The following is a 16818-nucleotide window of genomic DNA, read 5'->3' on the forward strand; positions in this document are numbered from 1 at the left end:
GCCGATCAGCGCGGCAGGGCCGCCAGACTACTCCTCGTAATCATCCTCATCATTCTCGGGCGGGTCGGTTCGGCGATAGCGCAACTTGGCACTCTGGCCCGGGTCCAGCCTTACCCGCCATTGCCAGGCGCCGCGGTGCCGCCGGACCGGGCCGGAAAAGCGCGAGAAGGTGTAATCGTCGTAGTTGAATTCAACCTCGATCTGGGTTGCGGCATCGCCCTTGTTGGTCAGCGTGGCGGTGTAATCGGTCCACTTGTCGGTATCATCGTCCTCATCGGTTTCGAAGGTGATCCCGTACTTGTCCGGGTTGGGCAGGGTGATCTCGACATCCTCGTCCACCGCCTTGTCGTTCAGCCAGGTCTCGCCCAGGAACTGACGGCCGGCCGTAGTCGGCTGAAACAGCGTGATCCGCCCCGCCGGCAGCGGATCGCCCGCGCCGTCGCGCTTGCGGTTGTGAAAGCGGAACAGCAGCTGCTGCCGTCGTTCTGACTCTCCGTCCGACAGGATGTTGTAGACCAGTTCGCCCTTGACCTTGTGATCGTCCATGAAGCGCACCTGCTTCATGCTTTGCGCCAGGACATCGGTGGGGAAGGGGACGGTGTAGAGCTTCAGGTCGCCAAGGTCGGTGCGGGACGATATTCTGCTGCCGGTAACAATGATTTCGCGATCGCAGCCGTCCTCGTCATCATCGCAGCGACCTTCGGCATATTGGCCAAAGTAATAGCTCTCATAGCTGCCCGCGATGAATTCGCGGCGGGGCAGCGAACCCGGACCGAACAGCACCGCGTGCCAGCGGGTGCCGGCGGTCTGGCCCTGCGGCCAGCAATCGAAACTGATGTCGATGTTGTCGGGCGCATAGGGATCTTCCGGCTGCTCTGCGGGTTCGGAATAGTCCTCGTCGTCCTCGTCCGCGTCGGGTGGGTCGGCGCGGGCGGTCAGCCCGGCCACCGCGCTGAGCTCGGCGGCGGGAAAGCTGGTGCGATCGCGGCTCGCCAGGGTCATCCAACCCAGCATGGTCAGCTCACCGGCATCGGGCGAGAAGGTCATGACATAGTTGGCCTGCCAGTCGAAATTGCCGGCCAGGTACAGCAGCGTCACGGTCTGGCGGCCACCGGGACTGTCAGGTCGGGTGGTCATCGACAGGGTTGGCTTGGCGGTCAGGTCAACCGGCACGCCGGGGAACAGCACCGTTTCGATCCCGCTGCTGCAGGTTACCGCTTCATAGCCGCGCCGGGTGTGGAGCAGCAGGCGGTCGGGCTGCGAAACGATCGTCGCCGCTTCTTCGCTGACCTGGCCGGTCTGATCATCGGTTGACCGGATCGTCACCCGCTGGCCGGTAAAGGCATCGAGCAGCCCGCGCTGCGACAGCAGGCGGCTGTCGAAGTTCTTCTCCTTCAAGGTGCCGCCCAGCATGATCGCGCTTTGCGGCACGATCCCGCTGGCGACCCCTTCGAACCGCACCACGGCCTCGCCCGGGGGCAGATCGACCGTGCGGGTTTCGGCGATCATGGCATAGCCGCCCAGCGGTTCCGGGTCCTCGTCCTCGGTGTCGAACGCGATTGCCCGGTTGGGTTGGCGCTGCGGATTGCGATAGACCGTGACCGAAACCGTATCGGCCTGGTGCGAAACCACGATCGGCGGATCGGCCCCGGCCGGATCGGCCAGCAGCAGCACGATCGCGCTGGCAGCCAAAAGGGGCGGCAGCCGGGCCATCGCCGGGCCTAGAAGCTGGACATGTAGGTGACGACCAGTTCAGCCTTGCCGCCGGCCGGGACCGCGACCGGCCAGGTGCGGGTATCGGCCCCGTCCTGCTTGCCTTCCTGGCTTTCCGACAGCACCCGCGTGGCCTGGTTCCAGCCCTGCAGCTGGTTCTGTTCGACATCGACCACCACCGGCACCTTGCGGGCGTTGGTCAGGGTATAGCGCACCGTGGTGCGCCAGTATTCGCGCTGCGAATAACTGGATACGGTCTGGACGGGTTCCACCCCGCCATCCTTGTAAATGCGGTGTTCGGCGGTCTTCACCCATTCCGCCTCGTTCACCCGCTCGCGCTTTTCGATCACCGGCTGGACCTTCACGTCAAAGGCAAAGCCGGTGATCATTTCGACCTCGCTGCCGGCGGGGGTATGCTCGATCCGGCTTTCGCCGACAAACCGGGCCTTGCCGTTTTCATCGCGCATATAGACCCGCACCACCCCGGCCGGCAGCGCGCGGCCCAGACCGCTTTTCTTGCCGGTGGTGAACTTGAGCACGCTGAGCGCGCTGATCGGATCGCGATAACGGCACATCCAGTTGCAGCTGAACTTGTAGGCGCGTTTGGCCGGCAGGCCATCGGCGTCCAGGAAGCTGACCTGCTTCTTCTGGTTGGTCGCCACCGTGGTCCGCCCGTCGATCTTGTAGAGGTAAAGGTCGCCCACCTTGTCGTCGGATGAGGTTTCGCTGCCGGCGCTCGACATGCCGCCCTGGTTCATCCGCCGCTCTTCGCGCCGGTTGAGCTTGAGCACGTCGCCCGCCGCCAGTGTCACGTCGGCATCGCGAAAGGCGGTTCCGCTGGTGTTGGTCAGGGTGACCCAGCCTTGCAGGTTGAGCAGGCCCTTGCCCTCATCGAACATGCCGACATAGTCGGCATTCCAGCCCAGCCCGCCGCTGAGGTAGGATAGCGTTAGCGGGCGGGCCCCGGCATGGGTCGAATCGAGCGTCACCGACAGCGTCGGCCGGGCGCGCAAATTGGGCGGGATCCGGTCAAAGATCACCCGGGTCGGGGTGCCATCGTCGCGAAGCACCTCGATCTTGCCGCCGGTTTCCATCACCACGCCGCCATTGACCGCCAGCACCTTGACCACTTCGGGCCTGGCAACACCGGTGACCGGGTCCTTGCGGATAATGGTGATCGTCTGACCTTCGGCCTTCTGCATCAGCTTTTCGGGCGAAAGCAGGTCGAAGTCGAAATTCTGTTCGGCAATCTCGATCCCTTCGCCGGTGAGCGAAACGGTTTCGGGGCGGATCATCGCCGAGACATCGGGAAATTCCTGGCGGCTGGTCCCGGCTGGAATCTGCAGCGTGCGCACGTCCTCGACCAGAGCCATGTCCGAATAGATCGTCACGCTGACCCCGCCCTGTGCGGGCGAATTTGCCGGAGCCTGGGCAAGCACGGGCTGGGCGGCGCCGAGCAGGCCTAACGCCAGAGTGCTCACACGTTTGAAATGCATCGCCAATCTCCCTCCCGCCAGCGGAAGGAAGAGCATGACACATTATCACCTTGGGTCAACCGCGCAACGCAGATGCCAAACGGGCGCACGAACCCCTCGGTGTTTGGGTCCGTACGCCCGGGCAGGTCAGAAAACCGAAGTCATGCCCCCGATTCGTCTGTCGAATGCTGGCATAGAGCCGTGAAACTGAACCAAATCAATGCCCTGCATGCAGGCAATGTTCAGATTCAGGCAAATTCCTTGTTCCGGCTGGCCTTCTTGCGCTCGTGCGGGTCGAGCATAGCCTTGCGCAGCCGGATCGACTTGGGGGTCACTTCGACCATTTCGTCGTCGTCGATATAGGCGATGGCCTGTTCCAGCGTCATGATCCTGGGCGGGGTCAGGCGGATCGCGTCGTCCTTGCCGGTCGAGCGGAAGTTGGTCAGCTGCTTCGACTTCATCGGATTGACTTCAAGGTCATCCGGCTTGGCGTTTTCGCCGATGATCATGCCTTCATAGATCTTGTCCTGCGGCCGCACGAACAGCACGCCGCGATCTTCCAGGCTATTGAGCGCATAGCCCACCGCTTCGCCCGCGCAGTTGGAGATCAGCACGCCGTTCTGGCGACCTTCGATCACGCCCTTATAGGGGCCGTACTTTTCGAACAGGCGGTTCATGATCCCGGTGCCGCGCGTGTCGGACAGGAATTCGCCGTGATAGCCGATCAGCCCGCGGCTGGGGGCGGAGAAGGTGATGCGGGTCTTGCCGCCGCCCGAAGGACGCATGTCGGTCATTTCGGCCTTGCGCAGCGCCATCTTGTCGATGACCGTGCCCGAGTGTTCGTCGTCAACGTCGATCACCACGGTTTCGTAAGGTTCGGTCCGGTTGCCGCTGTCATCCTGGCGGAACAGCACGCGCGGGCGGCTGATGCCCAGCTCGAAGCCTTCGCGGCGCATGGTTTCGATCAGCACGCCCAGCTGCAGTTCGCCGCGGCCGGCCACTTCGAAGCTGTCCTTGTCGGCGCTTTCGGTGACGCGGATCGCGACGTTCGATTCGGCCTCGCGCTCCAGCCGGTCGCGGATCATGCGGCTGGTTACCTTGGTGCCCTCGCGGCCCGCCATCGGGCTGTCGTTGACCGCAAAGCGCATCGACAGCGTCGGCGGGTCGATCGGCTGGGCGTGGAGCGGTTCGGTGACCGCCGGATCGCAGATCGTGTTGGCGACGGTCGCTTCGGTCAGCCCGGCGATCGAGATGATATCGCCGGCCCGCGCTTCATCAACCGGCACGCGTTCCAGCCCGCGGAAGGCCAGCAGCTTCGAGGCGCGACCGGTTTCGATCACCTTGCCCTCGGCATCGAGCGCGTGGATCGGCGAATTGACCTTGACCGTGCCCGACTGGACCTTGCCGGTCAGGATCCGGCCCAGGAAGTTGTCGCGATCGAGCAGGGTGACGAGGAACTTGAAGTCGCCGTCCACATCGGCCGCCGGGGCGGGGACATGGTTGACGATGGTTTCGAACAGCGGCGTCAGCGTGCCTTCGCGCATGTCCGGATCGGTATTGGCATAGCCGTTGCGGCCCGAGGCGTAGAGCACCGGGAAATCGCACTGTTCGTCGGTGGCATCCAGGCTGACAAACAGGTCGAACACCTCGTCGAGCACTTCCTGGATGCGTTCATCGGGGCGATCGATCTTGTTGACCACCACGATTGGGCGCAGCCCCAGTGCCAGCGCCTTGCCGGTGACAAACTTGGTCTGCGGCATCGCGCCTTCAGAGCTGTCGACCAGCAGGATCACGCCGTCGACCATGCTGAGGATTCGCTCCACCTCACCGCCGAAGTCGGCGTGGCCGGGGGTATCGACGATGTTGATCCGGGTGCCGTTCCATTCGACCGAAGTGCACTTCGCCAGGATAGTGATCCCGCGTTCCTTTTCCAGGTCGTTCGAATCCATCGCGCGCTCTTCAACGCGCTGGTTTTCGCGGAAAGTACCGCTCTGGCGGAACAGCTGGTCAACCAGGGTGGTCTTGCCGTGGTCAACGTGGGCGATAATGGCAATATTGCGCAGCGGCAGCGGGGCGGACATCAAACAAACTCGCTTTCGGGAGGGGGCGGCGCGTGCTGCGTCGCAACATGGGCGCGGCCCCTAGCCGAAAGGGCGCGTTTGGGCAAGTGTGGCGGTCAAAGCTCGCGCAGCGCCTGTGCCGGCTTCGCTCTCAACAAGGGAAGCGAGGCCGCCAGCGCAAAGCCGATCACCAGCGCCAGACCCAAACCAAGCACAGCCAGCACCTCGCCCCAGGCCGGCAGCCAGTCGAATTCGAACAGCTGCACCACCACCAGCCAGGCAATCGCACTGCCCAGCGCCAGTGCCACGCCGGCCAGCACCGTGGCGAGCAGGGCATATTCGGCCAGTTGCAACAGCAGCAACTGGCGGCGGCTGGCGCCCAGCACGCGCAGGATCACATTGTCATAGGTGCGGCTGGCGCGGGCTGCGGCGATGGCGCCCAGCAGCACCGCGATTCCCGCCAGCACAGCCACCGACGCCGCCGCCAGGATTGCCAGACTGACCTGGCGCAGCAGATCGCGGGCCTGGGTCAGCACACCGCCGACCTCGATCACCGAGCTTGAGGGGAAGGCGCGGACCAGGGCGCGCAGCAGACTGCCGCGCTCGCCTTGCCGGGGCAAGTTGATCGTTGCGGCCAGGTTGTGCGGGGCATCCTCGATTGCGTTGGGGCTGAACACCAGCACATAGTTGAAACCCATCGAATCCCAGTCGATCCGCCGGAACGAGGCGATCCGTGCGCTGCGCTCCACTCCCAGCAGGCCGATGGTCAGCTTGTCGCCGATCTGCAGGTCCAGCGCTTCGGCCAGCTTCTCGTCGATCGAGACCAGCGGCTCGCCGGCATAGCCCTTGGGCCACCAGGTGCCCTTGGTCACGGTGTTGCCTTCGGGCACCTCGTCGGCATAGGTCAGCCCGCGTTCGCCGCGCAGCGGCCAGGCATTCTCGGGAATTTCCTTCAGGTCGGCCACGCGGGTCATCGCCGCCTCCGGGCCATAGGCCAGGATCGCGCCGCGCAGCGCGGGAACCATCCGGACCTGCGCCTTGGGCGCGACCGAGGAAACCGCCGTGCGGAATTCGTTCGCCTGGTCGCGCGGCACGTCGAGCACGAAATAGTCTGGCGCGCGCTGCGGCACGCGGGCCATGATATTGGCATCAAGGCTGGTCTGGATCGCGGCCAGCGTCACGAAGGCCGCCAGGCCAAAGCCCAGCGCGGTGACGAGCGCACCGGTCTGCGCGCCCGGGCGGTGCAGGTTGGCCAGCGCGATCCGCAGCAACGGACGCTCGGGGCGAGGGAGGTGCGCGGCGAGCTTGCGGATTGCCCAGCCCAGCGCGCCCAGCAGCACCAGCAGCCCCAGCGCGCCGCCCAGGAACCAGGCGGTGACCAGCTTGGCCTTGGTGGTCAGCAGCGCGAGACCGGCAATCGCGGCCACGCCCAGCCCCACCGGCAGCGCCGCATCGCGCCAGCCCTGCGCCAAGGGCGAAACCCGCGCGCGGAACAGCGCCATGGCCGGAAAGCGCCGCGCGGCCAGCAGCGGCGGGGCGGCAAAGACCAGCGCGATCAGCAGTCCGTAGAGCGTAGCCCGGCCCAGCGCGCCGGGATCGAACACCAGCCCCGGCGCAACCGGCAGCAAGCTGCCCAGCGCCGAGCCGAGCAGCGGGGTGACGAGCACCCCTGCGACCAGCCCCAGGGCCGATCCGACCAATGCTGCAAAGCCGATCTGCAACAGATAGATCCGCGCAATATCGCCGCTGGTTGCGCCCAGTACCTTGAGCGTGGCGACACTGGTGCGCCGCGCCTCAAGGTACGAAGAAACCCCGCCGCCGATCCCGATCCCGGCAATCGCCAGCGCGGCGAGGCCGACCAGCACCAGGAAATCGCCCATCCGGCTGACGAACCGGTCGGCACCCGGCGCCGCGCGATCGCGGGTCTTGGTTTCGAACCCGGATGAGGGGAACTTCCGTTTGAGCGCATCGACCACGCCTTGCGGATCGCGCCCGGGGGGCAGGGCGATGCGATATTTCGATCGGTACATTGCGCCCGGCGCGGTCAGCCCGGCGGCCTGCGGAAAGCCCGACTCAACGATCACAACCGGGCCCAGCGTGAAGCCTTCGCCCAGCCGGTCAGGCTCATCGGCGATGATCCCGCCGACCTTGAGCGTGGCCCCGCCGATCGTCACACTGCCGCCCGGCTTGACGCCCAGCCGTTCGGCCGCGCCTTCGGCCAGCCAGGCCTCGCCGTGGGGCGGCGCACCGGTGCTGCGACCGTCCTTGAGCGTCAGCTTGCCGACCAGCGGCCATCTGGCATCGACCGCCTTCAGCTCAATCGGCGCGGCCAGATCGCCGGCACGGGCCATGGCCTGCAAGCGGATTCCGCCCGAAACCTGGCCCTGTGCGGCAAAGGCCTGCAATTCCGCTGTGCTGGCCGCGCGTTGCCAGACCGCAACCTCGACATCGCCGCCCAGAATGCTGCGTCCCCGGCTGCCCAGCTCTCGCTCGATCGCCCCGGTCAGGGTGCCGATCGCGGCCAGCGCGCCGACGCCCAGGAACAGGCAGACCAGCAGCAGCCGCAGCCCCTTGAAGCGCGCCGAAAGGTCGCGCCGGGCGATGGTCCAGGCGGTGCGCCAGGGGGTCATGCGGCGCTGTCGCTCGCAATCCGGCCGTCGGCCAGCGCGATGACCCGCTCGCAGCGTTCGGCCAGCGCCGGATCGTGGGTGATCACCACCAGCGTGGCCCCGGTTTCGGCGCGGCGGGCGAACAGCAGGTCCATGATTGCACTGCCGGTCGCGGCATCAAGGTTGCCGGTCGGCTCATCAGCGAAGACCAGCGCGGGGCGCGGGGCGAGCGCGCGGGCGATTGCTACGCGCTGCTGCTCACCGCCCGACAGCTGCGCCGGATAGTGGTGCAGCCGTGCGCCCAGCCCGACGGCGGTCAGCTCGGCCTCGGCGCGGGCGCGGGCGTCGGGCAGGCCGGCCAGTTCCAGCGGGGTCATGACGTTTTCCAGCGCGGTCATGGTCGGCAGCAGGTGGAAGGCTTGCAGCACGACACCGATCCGCCCGCGCCGGGCGGTGGCGAGCGCGTCTTCGTCAAGCGCGGCAAAGTCCTCCCCCGCCACCAGCAGCGTGCCGCCGCTGGCCCGCTCAAGGCCTGAGAGCACCGCCATCAGGCTGCTCTTGCCCGAGCCGGAGGGACCCAGCAGCGCCAGGGTCTGGCCCAGTGGCACGGCCAGGTCGATCCCGCGCAGGATCTCCACCGCGCTGTCGCCCTGGCCGAGCGTGAGGGTAAGGTTACGGGCCGCGATCGCGGGAAGGGGGCTTGTCACGGCGCGGGGATGCCATAGCTAGAGGGAAACGAGAAGGACGTTGCAAAATGAAATGGAAACGACTGGCGCTGGTTGCAACCCCCCTGCTGCTCGCCGGGTGCCAGCAGGAAAGCACCGCGCCCACGGCGGCGCCTGCGTCCGGCGCTGCAACGTCCGCACCAGCTGCCGATGAGCAACTGATCCTGGCGCTGGGCGACAGCCTGTTTGCGGGATACGGGCTGGAACCCGGGCAAAGTTACCCTGCGCATCTGGAAACGGCGCTGAAGGCCAAAGGGATCAAGGTGCGGATCGTCAACGCCGGGGTTTCGGGCGATACCACCGCAGGCGGGCTGCAGCGGATCGACTTCGTGCTGAAGGGCATGCCCAAAAAGCCGGTGCTGGCGGTGATCAGCCTGGGCGGCAACGATATGCTGCGCGGGCTCTCGCCAGCCGAGACGCGCAAGAACCTTGATGCGATCCTGACCAAATTCAAGGCTGCAGGGGTGCCGGTGCTGCTGCTGGGAATGCTCGCCGCGCCCAATCTGGGGGCGGACTATGCCGGGCAGTTCAACCCGATCTATCCGGCCCTGGCCAAGCAGCACGGGGCCAGTCTGGTGCCGTTCTTCCTGCAGCCGCTGCTGGACAAGCCGCAACTGATCCAGGCCGATCACATCCATCCCACGCTGGCAGGGATCGACGTGCTGGTTGCCGATACCGTTGACGAAGTGGCGGGGGCATTGCCCAAGCCGAAAGGTTAGGGGACCCGCGCCACCGCGCCCTCGGCCACGTGCCAGACTGCGGCTTCGCCGGTGATCGCGTCAAACGGGGCCAGTTCGGTCCCGGTCAGCCAGACCTGGGCAGAACCGCTGCGCAGCCGTTCGAACAGCGCTTCGCGGCGCAGCGGATCAAGGTGCGCGGCGACTTCATCGAGCAGCAGGATGGCCGGGCGATCGGGATCGAGCAGCCCGGCATGAGCCAGCGTGATCGCGATCAGCATCGCTTTCTGTTCACCGGTCGAGCATTCGGAAGCCGGCTGGTCCTTGCCGGCCATGGTCACCCCCAGCTCGTCGCGGTGCGGGCCGATCAGGCTGCGCCCGGCGGCGCGGTCACGGCGGCGCTCGGCCTTGAGCACGGTCTGCAGCCCCTCCTGATCGAGCGGGCCGCCCGGCTGATAGGCCAGGGCAGGGCGCGCAAAGGGCGCATCGGGCAGGGCCGCCAGCGCCGCGGCCAGGCGCGTAACCAACCGCGCGCGGGCCTGGCTGACCAAGACTCCGGCCTCGGCCAGCTGCACCTCGATCGCATCGAGCCAGGCTGGATCGGGCTCGCTGTCTTCCGCCAGCAGCCGGTTGCGTTCGCGCAGCGCTGCCTCAAGCTTGGCGGCATGGCGGGCATGGGCGGGTTCCAGCGCCAGCACCAGCCGGTCAAGATAACGCCGCCGCGCGCCCGCGCCCTCCATGAACAGGCGGTCCATCGCCGGGGTCAGCCAGCCCAGGCTCAGCCATTCGCCCAGCCGCACCGCCGGGGCTTCGGCGCCGTTGACCTGGACCACGCGCCGACCGGGGCGCTCGGGCCGGGTGCCGGTGCCCAGTTGCACGCCGCCGGCCAGTTCCGCGCTGACGGCAAAGCCGGTGGTGCTGCCTTGGCGGGGCATATCGGGCAGCGCCGCCCGCCGCAGCCCCCGGCCCGGCGCCAGCAGCGAAAGCGCCTCAAGCACGTTGGTCTTGCCCGCGCCGTTCTCACCCACCAGCAGGTTGAAATGCGCGGTTCCGTCCAGCCGCGTCTCGGCATGGTTGCGAAATTGCGACAGCATGATGCGGTCCAGCGCCATATGCTGCGCGATAGGTTGGCCGCGCCGCACTGTCACGCGAAAGTCAAATCCTGAAAGTTGGGAAAATTCACCAACTGTTGAATATTAACTGTGGGGCCAATTTCCATTCAGCTTCCAGAAAGCAAGGATTTCTCCCGTTTTTCGAATTTGGCACGGTCTCTGCAATCATTCTGGCATCTGCGGCGCAAGCCAAGGAACAAGTTAAACGCAAAGGAAATGACCATGACCGCCACTTCGAATTTCACCAATCGCCTCGCCGCTGCGGCTTCGGCTTTCATCATCTCGCTGGTGCTGATCACCGGTACCGTCTCGACCCCGCAGGCCGCTCAGGCGACCACCATCTACGTTGGAGAAGTTGCGTGAACACGATTGACCACAAGGATACTGCCATGACCACCCGCCCCGGCTTCCACCTCGACAAGACCAATGCCAAGTTCATGGGCGTCTGCTCGGGGATCGCCAAATTCTTCGGTTGGGACGTCAACCTGGTTCGCATCGGCTTCGCGCTGGGCACCGTGTTCGGGTTCGGTTCGCTGATCCTGGTTTACCTCGCGATCGGCCTCATCGCCGATTGAGCCGATCGCGGTGGGGCCCCACTCTGGGTGAGTGGGGCCTAAACCGCATCAACCTTGGCGAAGGGCGAGAAATCGGTGCCTTCGTCGAACACTTCCACCCCCTCGCGCGCCTTGAGCCAGCCGACCACCGCATAGGTCACCGGCGTCAGCAAGGCCTCCCACAGCACTTTCAGCCCCCAGTTGGTGACCATCACGGTCAGCACCTGCTCGGTGCTCCAGATGCCCAGGAAGGCGATCGGATAGAAGATCAGGCTGTCGACCGCCTGGCCGAAGAAGGTTGATCCGATTGTGCGCTTCCACAGGCTTGCGCCGCCGCTGGCGATCTTCATCTTCGCGAGGACGAAGCTGTTGACGAATTCGCCAGCCCAGAATGCCAGCAGTGATGCGGCGACGATCCGCCAGGTCGATCCGAACACGCTTTCATAGGCCGCCTGTCCGTCCCAGCCCTGCGCCGGGGGCAGGGCGACCACCACCCAGCTCATGAAGGCCATGAACAGCAGCGCGGCAAAGCCCGCCCAGACACAGCGCCGGGCATTGGCATAGCCATAGACCTCGGTCAGGACGTCGCCCAGCACATAGCTGATCGGGAAGAACATGATGCCGGCGCCGAAGGTAAATCCGCCCAGCGTGGCCAGCTTGGCCGCCCCGATCAGGTTCGACAGCAGCAGGATCGCGACAAAGGCCGCCATCACATAGTCGAAATAGCGGAAGTGCCGCCGCGCACCCGCGCCGCCGTCTATCTGGGTCAGGGCCTTGTTCATGGCATAAGGTGCTAGCCGCATTTGCACGCGTCGCAAAGCCTGCCTATGGGAAGAGCGGCGCGCGCCCGTAGCTCAGCTGGATAGAGCATCTGCCTTCTAAGCAGAATGTCGCAGGTTCGAGTCCTGCCGGGCGCGCCAGCCGCCGCCAGACCGCGTGACGGCGATCACGGCGCAGCCGGCAATTTCCAGCCAAGGATGATTTGCGACCCGACCCGGTTGGCTCTGCTGCCGGGCAACTTGCCCTCGCGTCGCTGCACGGCGCGAGGGCCCTTCGCACCGGTTCACAATTTAGCCGCGCGCGGCGCTTTCCAGCACTTCGCCGTCGATCGGGTATCCGGCATCGGCCGGGATCAGCAGCCAAGGCTGGCCATCGCGCATTTCCATGAACGGCGTGATCATCCGCACCGGGAACTGCGCAACATGCGCGATCGCATCGGCATAGCTGGCGAACAGTGCCAGCCGTTCAAGATTGCGGCGGGTCGGGAAGATCACCTTGATCTCGCCGCGTTCGGCCATTTCCAGCGCCGCGTGCGCGCTGGCCCAGAACAGGTGGGTGTTTTCGGTATCGTCAACCTGCAGTTCGACCGCCCCGGTGCCCAGGTCCGCCATGTAGAACCGGGTGTCGAAGACCCGGATCTCGCGGTGCTTGGGCCGCCAGCGCGAAAAGGGAACCAGCGCGTCGAAATCGAGTGTCCAGCCCATCGCCGCAAGCGCGGGGGCCAGTTCCTTGGTTTCCAGAACGATGTCGCGCGCGCGGCGGGCTTCGGTCAGGTCCGGCTGCTGGTGGATGCCAACCACCAGTCCGGTTTCCTCCAGCGTTTCGCGCACCGCAGCCACCCGTGCAGCCAGTTCCTCGACCGCCTCCTCGTCGCTGGCGCCATGGGCCCGGGCCAGGTCGCGGTCGGCATCGTCAACCCGCCCGCCAGGGAACACAGCCGCGCCGCCGGCAAAGCGCATTTCCTTGGCCCGCTGGACCATCAGGATCTCGGGCGGGCCGCCATCGGCCGCATTGCGGAAGATCACGAGGGTTGCGGCCGGGGTCGCAGGCGGGATTTCGCCCTGGGGGTCGAATATGTCCTTGATGTCCATCGCCGCACACCCTGCCGTGCTGGCCGGGCTTTGCCAAGTGTTCGATTGGTGGGTCTGCTGAGGGGGGCGGGGTGTCGGCCAGCTTTACAAGTAGGCCAAAGTAAACGCCGCCTTCATGTGGTAACTGCTTGAAATTATGTTCCCGGAGCAAATTGGCACGGCACATGCATAGTAGCTGATACCCCCAAAGCAGTCTCGAATGAGGCGGGGCCGCCCCCTGGTCTCCGCGGTCCCGCCTCCCCGAGCTGCCTTTCCCCAAACATCTTCGAATTCAGCGGCTTGTTGGGTCAACAAGTGCCTAATGCTGGCGAAAGCGTTTCTTCACCTGCGCGCAATAAAGTGCCGTCTTTGGCTGCTGCGGAAGCGGCATCGATTTGGGGCACAGGCGCTTGAACCTCTCGGGAGAGTACAACCGCGATTGGCGTCGGGCCAAACTGTTTGGTCCGATCATGGCCATGACCTTTGGTGGTCTGGCCCTGCTGGTGCTGCTTGCTGTCTTTCTGATCCAGCGCTTCGATGTGGTTGCGGCCGAACGTGATCAGGCGCTGGTCGAGCATGGCTTTGCCCGGCAGGTTGACGAGTTCAATGCAGTCGTCGCAACCCAGGTTGACTGGGACGATGCGATCAAGAGCCTCGATCACAAGTTTGATGCCGATTGGGCTGACTTCAACGTCGGCAACTACCTCTACACTTTCAACGGCTTTTCGCATGCGTTCGTGCTCGATCGGGATGAACGCACGATCTATGCGGCAGTTGGCGGAGAGCGCCGTGATCTTGCTGCCTTTGCCCCGTTCGAGGTGCTGGCGCGCCGGATGATTCCGGCAGTTCGGGCAGCGGAGGTCAAACGCGGACCAATCCGCCCCCGGGCGGGCAAGAACAACATCGTCATCCCCCCGATTCAAAAGAATGCAATCGCCCAGGTGGGTGGCAAGACCTACATCGTCACCGCAACACTGGTGCAGCCCGATTTCGGCAAGATCCTGCCCAAAGGGCCGCGCGCACCGGTGGTGATCACCGCCAAGCCGATCGATTCAGCCCTGATCAAGGCGTTTTCGGGGCGCTATCTGCTCGACAACCTGCTGTTGCTTGATCCGACCGTGCAGCCGCGCAAGCGCCAGCAACTGGTGCTGCGCGATATCGACGGGGCAAGTGTCGCGGCGCTGTCCTGGGTGCCGCGCCAGCCCGGTACGGCGCTGCGCAAGCAGTTGCAGTGGCCTTTGCTGGGCGGCCTTGTTCTGCTCAGCCTGATGGCGGGGCTGGCAGTGCGGCGCGGGCAGACGATCGTGACCGAGCTGATCGCCAGCGAAACCCGGGCACGACACCTGGCCTATCACGATCAGCTGACCCAACTGCCCAACCGCGCGATGCTGTTCGATCGCCTGCGCAACCTGCTGGCAATGCGGTTCGAGGGCGATCGCAAGCTGGCGGTGATCTGTGTCGATCTTGACCGGTTCAAGGACGTCAACGACACCCTGGGCCATCATGCTGGTGACGAGCTGATCCAGTCGGTCGCCATGCGGCTGCGTGAGACCTGCGGTGATGCACAGTTGATCGCACGGTTGGGCGGCGATGAATTCGTGGTGCTGTGTGAATTCACTGAACCCGCTCATCTGCAGGACCTGGCCGACCGAATTCTCGCCGCGGTCTGCGCGCGGACTGACAGCCAGTTTGGCTGGCTGGAAGTCGGGTGCTCGCTGGGCGTGGCGGTGATCGATCATGGCGGGGTCGAACCGTCCGAAGCGCTGCGCTGGGCCGATGTCGCGATGTACCGCTCGAAGGAGGGTGGGCGGATGCGCGTGACCTTCTTCGAGCCCGAGATGGACGATGCGCTGCGCGCGCGCCGCCTGCTCGAAGCTGATCTCCGGCTGGCATTGGGCGATGGCTCGCTGCACATGGTTTACCAGCCGCAGGTCGATCGCAAGGGCCAGGTCACCGCGGTCGAGGCGCTGCTGCGCTGGAACCATCCGGAACGCGGGGCGATCCCGCCCAGCACCTTTGTTCCGCTGGCCGAAGAAACTGGCTTGATCCTGCCGCTGGGCGAATTCGTACTGCGCCGCGTGTTCGCCGAAACCGCGCGCTGGGACGGACTGCGGGTCGGGATCAATGTTTCGGCAGTGCAGCTGCGCTCACAGGGTTTTGCCGCGCTGGTCACCCGTCTGGCCGCCCAGGCCGGTGTCGATCCGATGCGCTATGAAATCGAGCTGACCGAAACCGCGCTCTTGGGCGACGATCCGGTCACCGCCGGCAATGTCGAAGCGCTCAAGCGGCTGGGCTTCTCGATCGCGCTCGACGATTTCGGGACCGGTTATTCAAGCCTGTCGGTGTTGCAACGCTTTTCGGTCAACCGGATCAAGATCGACCGCTCGTTCGTCTGCGCGCTTGATGACAGCGGCGAAGGCGAGGCGCTGGTCGATGCGATGGTCAAGCTGGCCCGTTCGCTCAACCTCAGCGTGATCGCCGAAGGGGTTGAGACCGAGGACCAGCGCAAGCGGCTGATGGCTTGCGGTTGCCGCGAATTCCAGGGTTACCTGACCGGCATGCCGCAGGACGCCGGGTCAATCGCCAATCTGACCGGGTTAGAGGGCGATCTGCCCGCCGAAACGATCAGGAAGCGGGGCTGAGGCCGCTGTCGGTGACGAGCTGCTGCAGTTCGCCCGCTTCGTACATTTCCATCATGATGTCGCTGCCGCCAACGAATTCGCCCTTGATGTAGAGCTGGGGGATCGTCGGCCAGTCCGAATAGGACTTGATGCCCTGGCGCACTTCCATGTCCTGCAGCACATCGACGCTTTCATAGGCCACGCCCAGATGATCGAGGATCGCCACCGCGCGGCTGGAAAAGCCGCACTGCGGGAACAGCGGCGTGCCTTTCATGAACAGCACGACGTCATTGGAATTGACGATATCGGCGATGCGGGCGTTGGTGTCGGTCATGATGGCCCTCAATTGGGGACGGCAGTGGTCAATTGCAAGGCATGAAGCGCGCCGCCCATGTCTTCGCCGATCGCGGCATAGACCAGCTTGTGCTGGGCCACCCGCGGCTTGCCGACGAAGGCAGAGGACACGACATGTGCTGCCCAGTGGTTGTCATCGCCGGCCAGGTCGGTCAGTGTCACTTCGGCATCGGGCAGCGCGGCCTTGATCCGGGCGACAATTTCCGTCCCGGGCATCGGCATCGGTTCAGGCCCCGCCCATCAGGGCGCGCTTGGCCTCGACCGCCTTGGCGTCGAGCGCGGCACGGATATCGGCTTCGCTGACATCGATCCCGGCCGAAACCAGATCGCCCAGCAACTTGCGGATCACGTCTTCGTCGCCGGCTTCCTCGAAATCGGCCTGGACAACGCTTTTGGCATAGCCTTCGGCTTCGACTGCCGAGAGGCCCATCTGTTCGGCCGCCCACTGGCCCAGCAGCCGGTTGCGGCGGGCGTGGATCCGGAAGTGCATTTCCTCATCGTGGGCAAATTTGGCTTCTTCGGCGCGTTCGCGATCCTGGAAGTCGGTCATTTCAGCTCCTGATTGGTCTGGCTGCGATCCCGCTCAGCCCGGCTTGGCGGCCGGCGGCGGGACCTGGTAGGTTTCGTGGCAGCCCTTGCACGACGCGCCGACAGAGGCAAGCGCCGTATCGAAGGCTGCCTTGTCTTCGGCAGCAGCCGCAGCGGCCAGCGCCTTGGTCGCAGCGGCGAATTCACCGGCCTTGGCCTGGAAACCGGCACGGTCGGTCCAGACTGACGGTCTGGAGCGGCTGGGCAGGCCCTTGGTATTGTCGGCAAACAGCGCCGGCATCACCCCGGCGAACTTGGCCAAGCCGCTGGCCGGAAAGGCCAGCGACTTGAGCGGGGCGCCGTTGTTGCTGGCATTTTTCAGCAAGGTCAACGTGGCCGCTGCCATGTCCATTCCGGCCTGGCGGGTGGTAACCAGTTCCTGCGGGCTGGGCGCGCTGGGACGCGGGGCGGGTTTGGCATAAAGAGCCGCCCCGCCGCAAAGCAGCGCGGCAACCAGGGCAATGCGTGCAGCCTTCATCT

16 protein-coding genes and 1 tRNA gene are annotated in these 16818 nt (G+C 65.4%); 5 read left to right on the forward strand and 12 right to left on the reverse strand.

Annotated features, from left to right (window positions below; translation table 11 throughout):
• Positions 1–27 precede the first annotated feature (27 nt).
• From IT549_RS04940 to IT549_RS04960, 5 genes are all read right to left on the reverse strand, one after another.
• On the reverse strand, positions 28–1713 hold the full coding sequence (locus IT549_RS04940; protein ID WP_292970409.1) for a hypothetical protein: 1686 nt from the start codon (positions 1711–1713) through the stop codon (positions 28–30).
• An 8-nt stretch (positions 1714–1721) separates the two neighbouring features.
• Positions 1722–3209 (reverse strand): DUF4139 domain-containing protein, encoded by a 1488-nt coding sequence (locus IT549_RS04945; RefSeq protein ID WP_292970411.1) that lies wholly within the window; start codon positions 3207–3209, stop codon positions 1722–1724.
• 227 nt (positions 3210–3436) lie between these two features.
• On the reverse strand, positions 3437–5269 hold the full coding sequence (typA, locus tag IT549_RS04950) for a translational GTPase TypA (RefSeq protein ID WP_292970413.1): 1833 nt from the start codon (positions 5267–5269) through the stop codon (positions 3437–3439).
• Between the two features lie 95 nt (positions 5270–5364).
• Entirely contained in the window at positions 5365–7878 is a 2514-nt protein-coding gene (locus tag IT549_RS04955; protein WP_292970415.1) for an FtsX-like permease family protein, read from the reverse strand.
• A complete protein-coding gene (locus tag IT549_RS04960) occupies positions 7875–8564 on the reverse strand; it encodes an ABC transporter ATP-binding protein (RefSeq protein WP_292970417.1) in 690 nt (229 codons plus the stop codon). Before IT549_RS04960 ends, IT549_RS04955 begins: the two co-directional genes overlap by 4 nt.
• 47 nt (positions 8565–8611) lie before the next feature.
• Here IT549_RS04960 and IT549_RS04965 point away from each other — a divergent pair, with 47 nt between their 5' ends.
• Positions 8612–9301 carry an arylesterase gene (locus tag IT549_RS04965; protein WP_292970419.1) on the forward strand — a complete coding sequence of 230 codons (690 nt, stop codon included), beginning with the start codon at positions 8612–8614 and terminating at the stop codon, positions 9299–9301.
• Here IT549_RS04965 and recF read toward each other — a convergent pair.
• The gene (gene recF / locus IT549_RS04970; RefSeq protein ID WP_292970421.1) at positions 9298–10371 is read right to left on the reverse strand and encodes a DNA replication/repair protein RecF; all 1074 of its coding nucleotides are present in this window, start codon (positions 10369–10371) and stop codon (positions 9298–9300) included. The genes IT549_RS04965 and recF overlap by 4 nt on opposite strands.
• 222 nt (positions 10372–10593) lie before the next feature.
• Between recF and IT549_RS04975 the strand changes: the two genes are divergently transcribed.
• Positions 10594–10734 carry a hypothetical protein gene (locus tag IT549_RS04975; protein ID WP_292970423.1) on the forward strand — a complete coding sequence of 47 codons (141 nt, stop codon included), beginning with the start codon at positions 10594–10596 and terminating at the stop codon, positions 10732–10734.
• 26 nt (positions 10735–10760) lie between these two features.
• Complete coding sequence (locus tag IT549_RS04980) at positions 10761–10946, forward strand: PspC domain-containing protein (protein WP_292970425.1); 186 nt, start codon at positions 10761–10763, stop codon at positions 10944–10946.
• Between the two features lie 38 nt (positions 10947–10984).
• Here the strand turns inward: IT549_RS04980 and IT549_RS04985 are convergent, their stop codons facing one another.
• Positions 10985–11707 carry a queuosine precursor transporter gene (locus IT549_RS04985; RefSeq protein WP_292970427.1) on the reverse strand — a complete coding sequence of 241 codons (723 nt, stop codon included), beginning with the start codon at positions 11705–11707 and terminating at the stop codon, positions 10985–10987.
• A 61-nt stretch (positions 11708–11768) separates the two neighbouring features.
• Between IT549_RS04985 and IT549_RS04990 the strand changes: the two genes are divergently transcribed.
• Positions 11769–11845, forward strand: a tRNA-Arg gene (locus IT549_RS04990).
• Positions 11846–11995: 150 nt separating this feature from the next.
• Here the strand turns inward: IT549_RS04990 and IT549_RS04995 are convergent.
• The gene (locus IT549_RS04995) at positions 11996–12796 is read right to left on the reverse strand and encodes an NUDIX domain-containing protein (protein WP_292970429.1); all 801 of its coding nucleotides are present in this window, start codon (positions 12794–12796) and stop codon (positions 11996–11998) included.
• A gap of 389 nt (positions 12797–13185) precedes the next feature.
• Between IT549_RS04995 and IT549_RS05000 the strand changes: the two genes are divergently transcribed.
• The gene (locus IT549_RS05000; RefSeq protein ID WP_292970431.1) at positions 13186–15417 is read left to right on the forward strand and encodes an EAL domain-containing protein; all 2232 of its coding nucleotides are present in this window, start codon (positions 13186–13188) and stop codon (positions 15415–15417) included.
• Here IT549_RS05000 and grxD read toward each other — a convergent pair.
• The 4 genes from grxD to IT549_RS05020 are packed head-to-tail and all read right to left on the reverse strand — an operon-like array spanning position 15401 to position 16816.
• On the reverse strand, positions 15401–15730 hold the full coding sequence (gene grxD / locus IT549_RS05005) for a Grx4 family monothiol glutaredoxin (RefSeq protein WP_292970433.1): 330 nt from the start codon (positions 15728–15730) through the stop codon (positions 15401–15403). The two genes, IT549_RS05000 and grxD, sit on opposite strands and share 17 nt — an antisense overlap.
• 8 nt (positions 15731–15738) lie before the next feature.
• Positions 15739–15972 (reverse strand): BolA/IbaG family iron-sulfur metabolism protein, encoded by a 234-nt coding sequence (locus tag IT549_RS05010; RefSeq protein ID WP_292970435.1) that lies wholly within the window; start codon positions 15970–15972, stop codon positions 15739–15741.
• Between the two features lie 4 nt (positions 15973–15976).
• A complete protein-coding gene (locus IT549_RS05015) occupies positions 15977–16300 on the reverse strand; it encodes a DUF1476 domain-containing protein (RefSeq protein ID WP_292970437.1) in 324 nt (107 codons plus the stop codon).
• Positions 16301–16333: 33 nt separating this feature from the next.
• Positions 16334–16816, reverse strand: coding sequence for a cytochrome c (locus IT549_RS05020; RefSeq protein ID WP_292970439.1), 483 nt, complete (start codon positions 16814–16816; stop codon positions 16334–16336).
• Between the last annotated feature and the right edge of the window lie 2 nt (positions 16817–16818).

The sequence above is a fragment of the Novosphingobium sp. genome (assembly GCF_020852455.1).
In the GTDB taxonomy this organism is placed as follows: Bacteria; Pseudomonadota; Alphaproteobacteria; order Sphingomonadales; family Sphingomonadaceae; genus Novosphingobium.

Bases quoted from the DNA above. Each gene is read 5' to 3' on its own strand.
- IT549_RS04940 (WP_292970409.1), bottom strand. From the start codon at position 1,713: ATGGCCCGGCTGCCGCCCCTTTTGGCTGCCAGCGCGATCGTGCTGCTG.
- IT549_RS04945 (WP_292970411.1), bottom strand. From the start codon at position 3,209: ATGCATTTCAAACGTGTGAGCACTCTGGCGTTAGGCCTGCTCGGCGCC.
- typA (WP_292970413.1), bottom strand. From the start codon at position 5,269: ATGTCCGCCCCGCTGCCGCTGCGCAATATTGCCATTATCGCCCACGTT.
- IT549_RS04955 (WP_292970415.1), bottom strand. From the start codon at position 7,878: ATGACCCCCTGGCGCACCGCCTGGACCATCGCCCGGCGCGACCTTTCG.
- IT549_RS04965 (WP_292970419.1), top strand. From the start codon at position 8,612: ATGAAATGGAAACGACTGGCGCTGGTTGCAACCCCCCTGCTGCTCGCC.
- recF (WP_292970421.1), bottom strand. From the start codon at position 10,371: ATGGCGCTGGACCGCATCATGCTGTCGCAATTTCGCAACCATGCCGAG.
- IT549_RS04975 (WP_292970423.1), top strand. From the start codon at position 10,594: ATGACCGCCACTTCGAATTTCACCAATCGCCTCGCCGCTGCGGCTTCG.
- IT549_RS04980 (WP_292970425.1), top strand. From the start codon at position 10,761: ATGACCACCCGCCCCGGCTTCCACCTCGACAAGACCAATGCCAAGTTC.
- IT549_RS04985 (WP_292970427.1), bottom strand. From the start codon at position 11,707: ATGAACAAGGCCCTGACCCAGATAGACGGCGGCGCGGGTGCGCGGCGG.
- IT549_RS04995 (WP_292970429.1), bottom strand. From the start codon at position 12,796: ATGGACATCAAGGACATATTCGACCCCCAGGGCGAAATCCCGCCTGCG.
- grxD (WP_292970433.1), bottom strand. From the start codon at position 15,730: ATGACCGACACCAACGCCCGCATCGCCGATATCGTCAATTCCAATGAC.
- IT549_RS05010 (WP_292970435.1), bottom strand. From the start codon at position 15,972: ATGCCGATGCCCGGGACGGAAATTGTCGCCCGGATCAAGGCCGCGCTG.
- IT549_RS05015 (WP_292970437.1), bottom strand. From the start codon at position 16,300: ATGACCGACTTCCAGGATCGCGAACGCGCCGAAGAAGCCAAATTTGCC.
- IT549_RS05020 (WP_292970439.1), bottom strand. From the start codon at position 16,816: ATGAAGGCTGCACGCATTGCCCTGGTTGCCGCGCTGCTTTGCGGCGGG.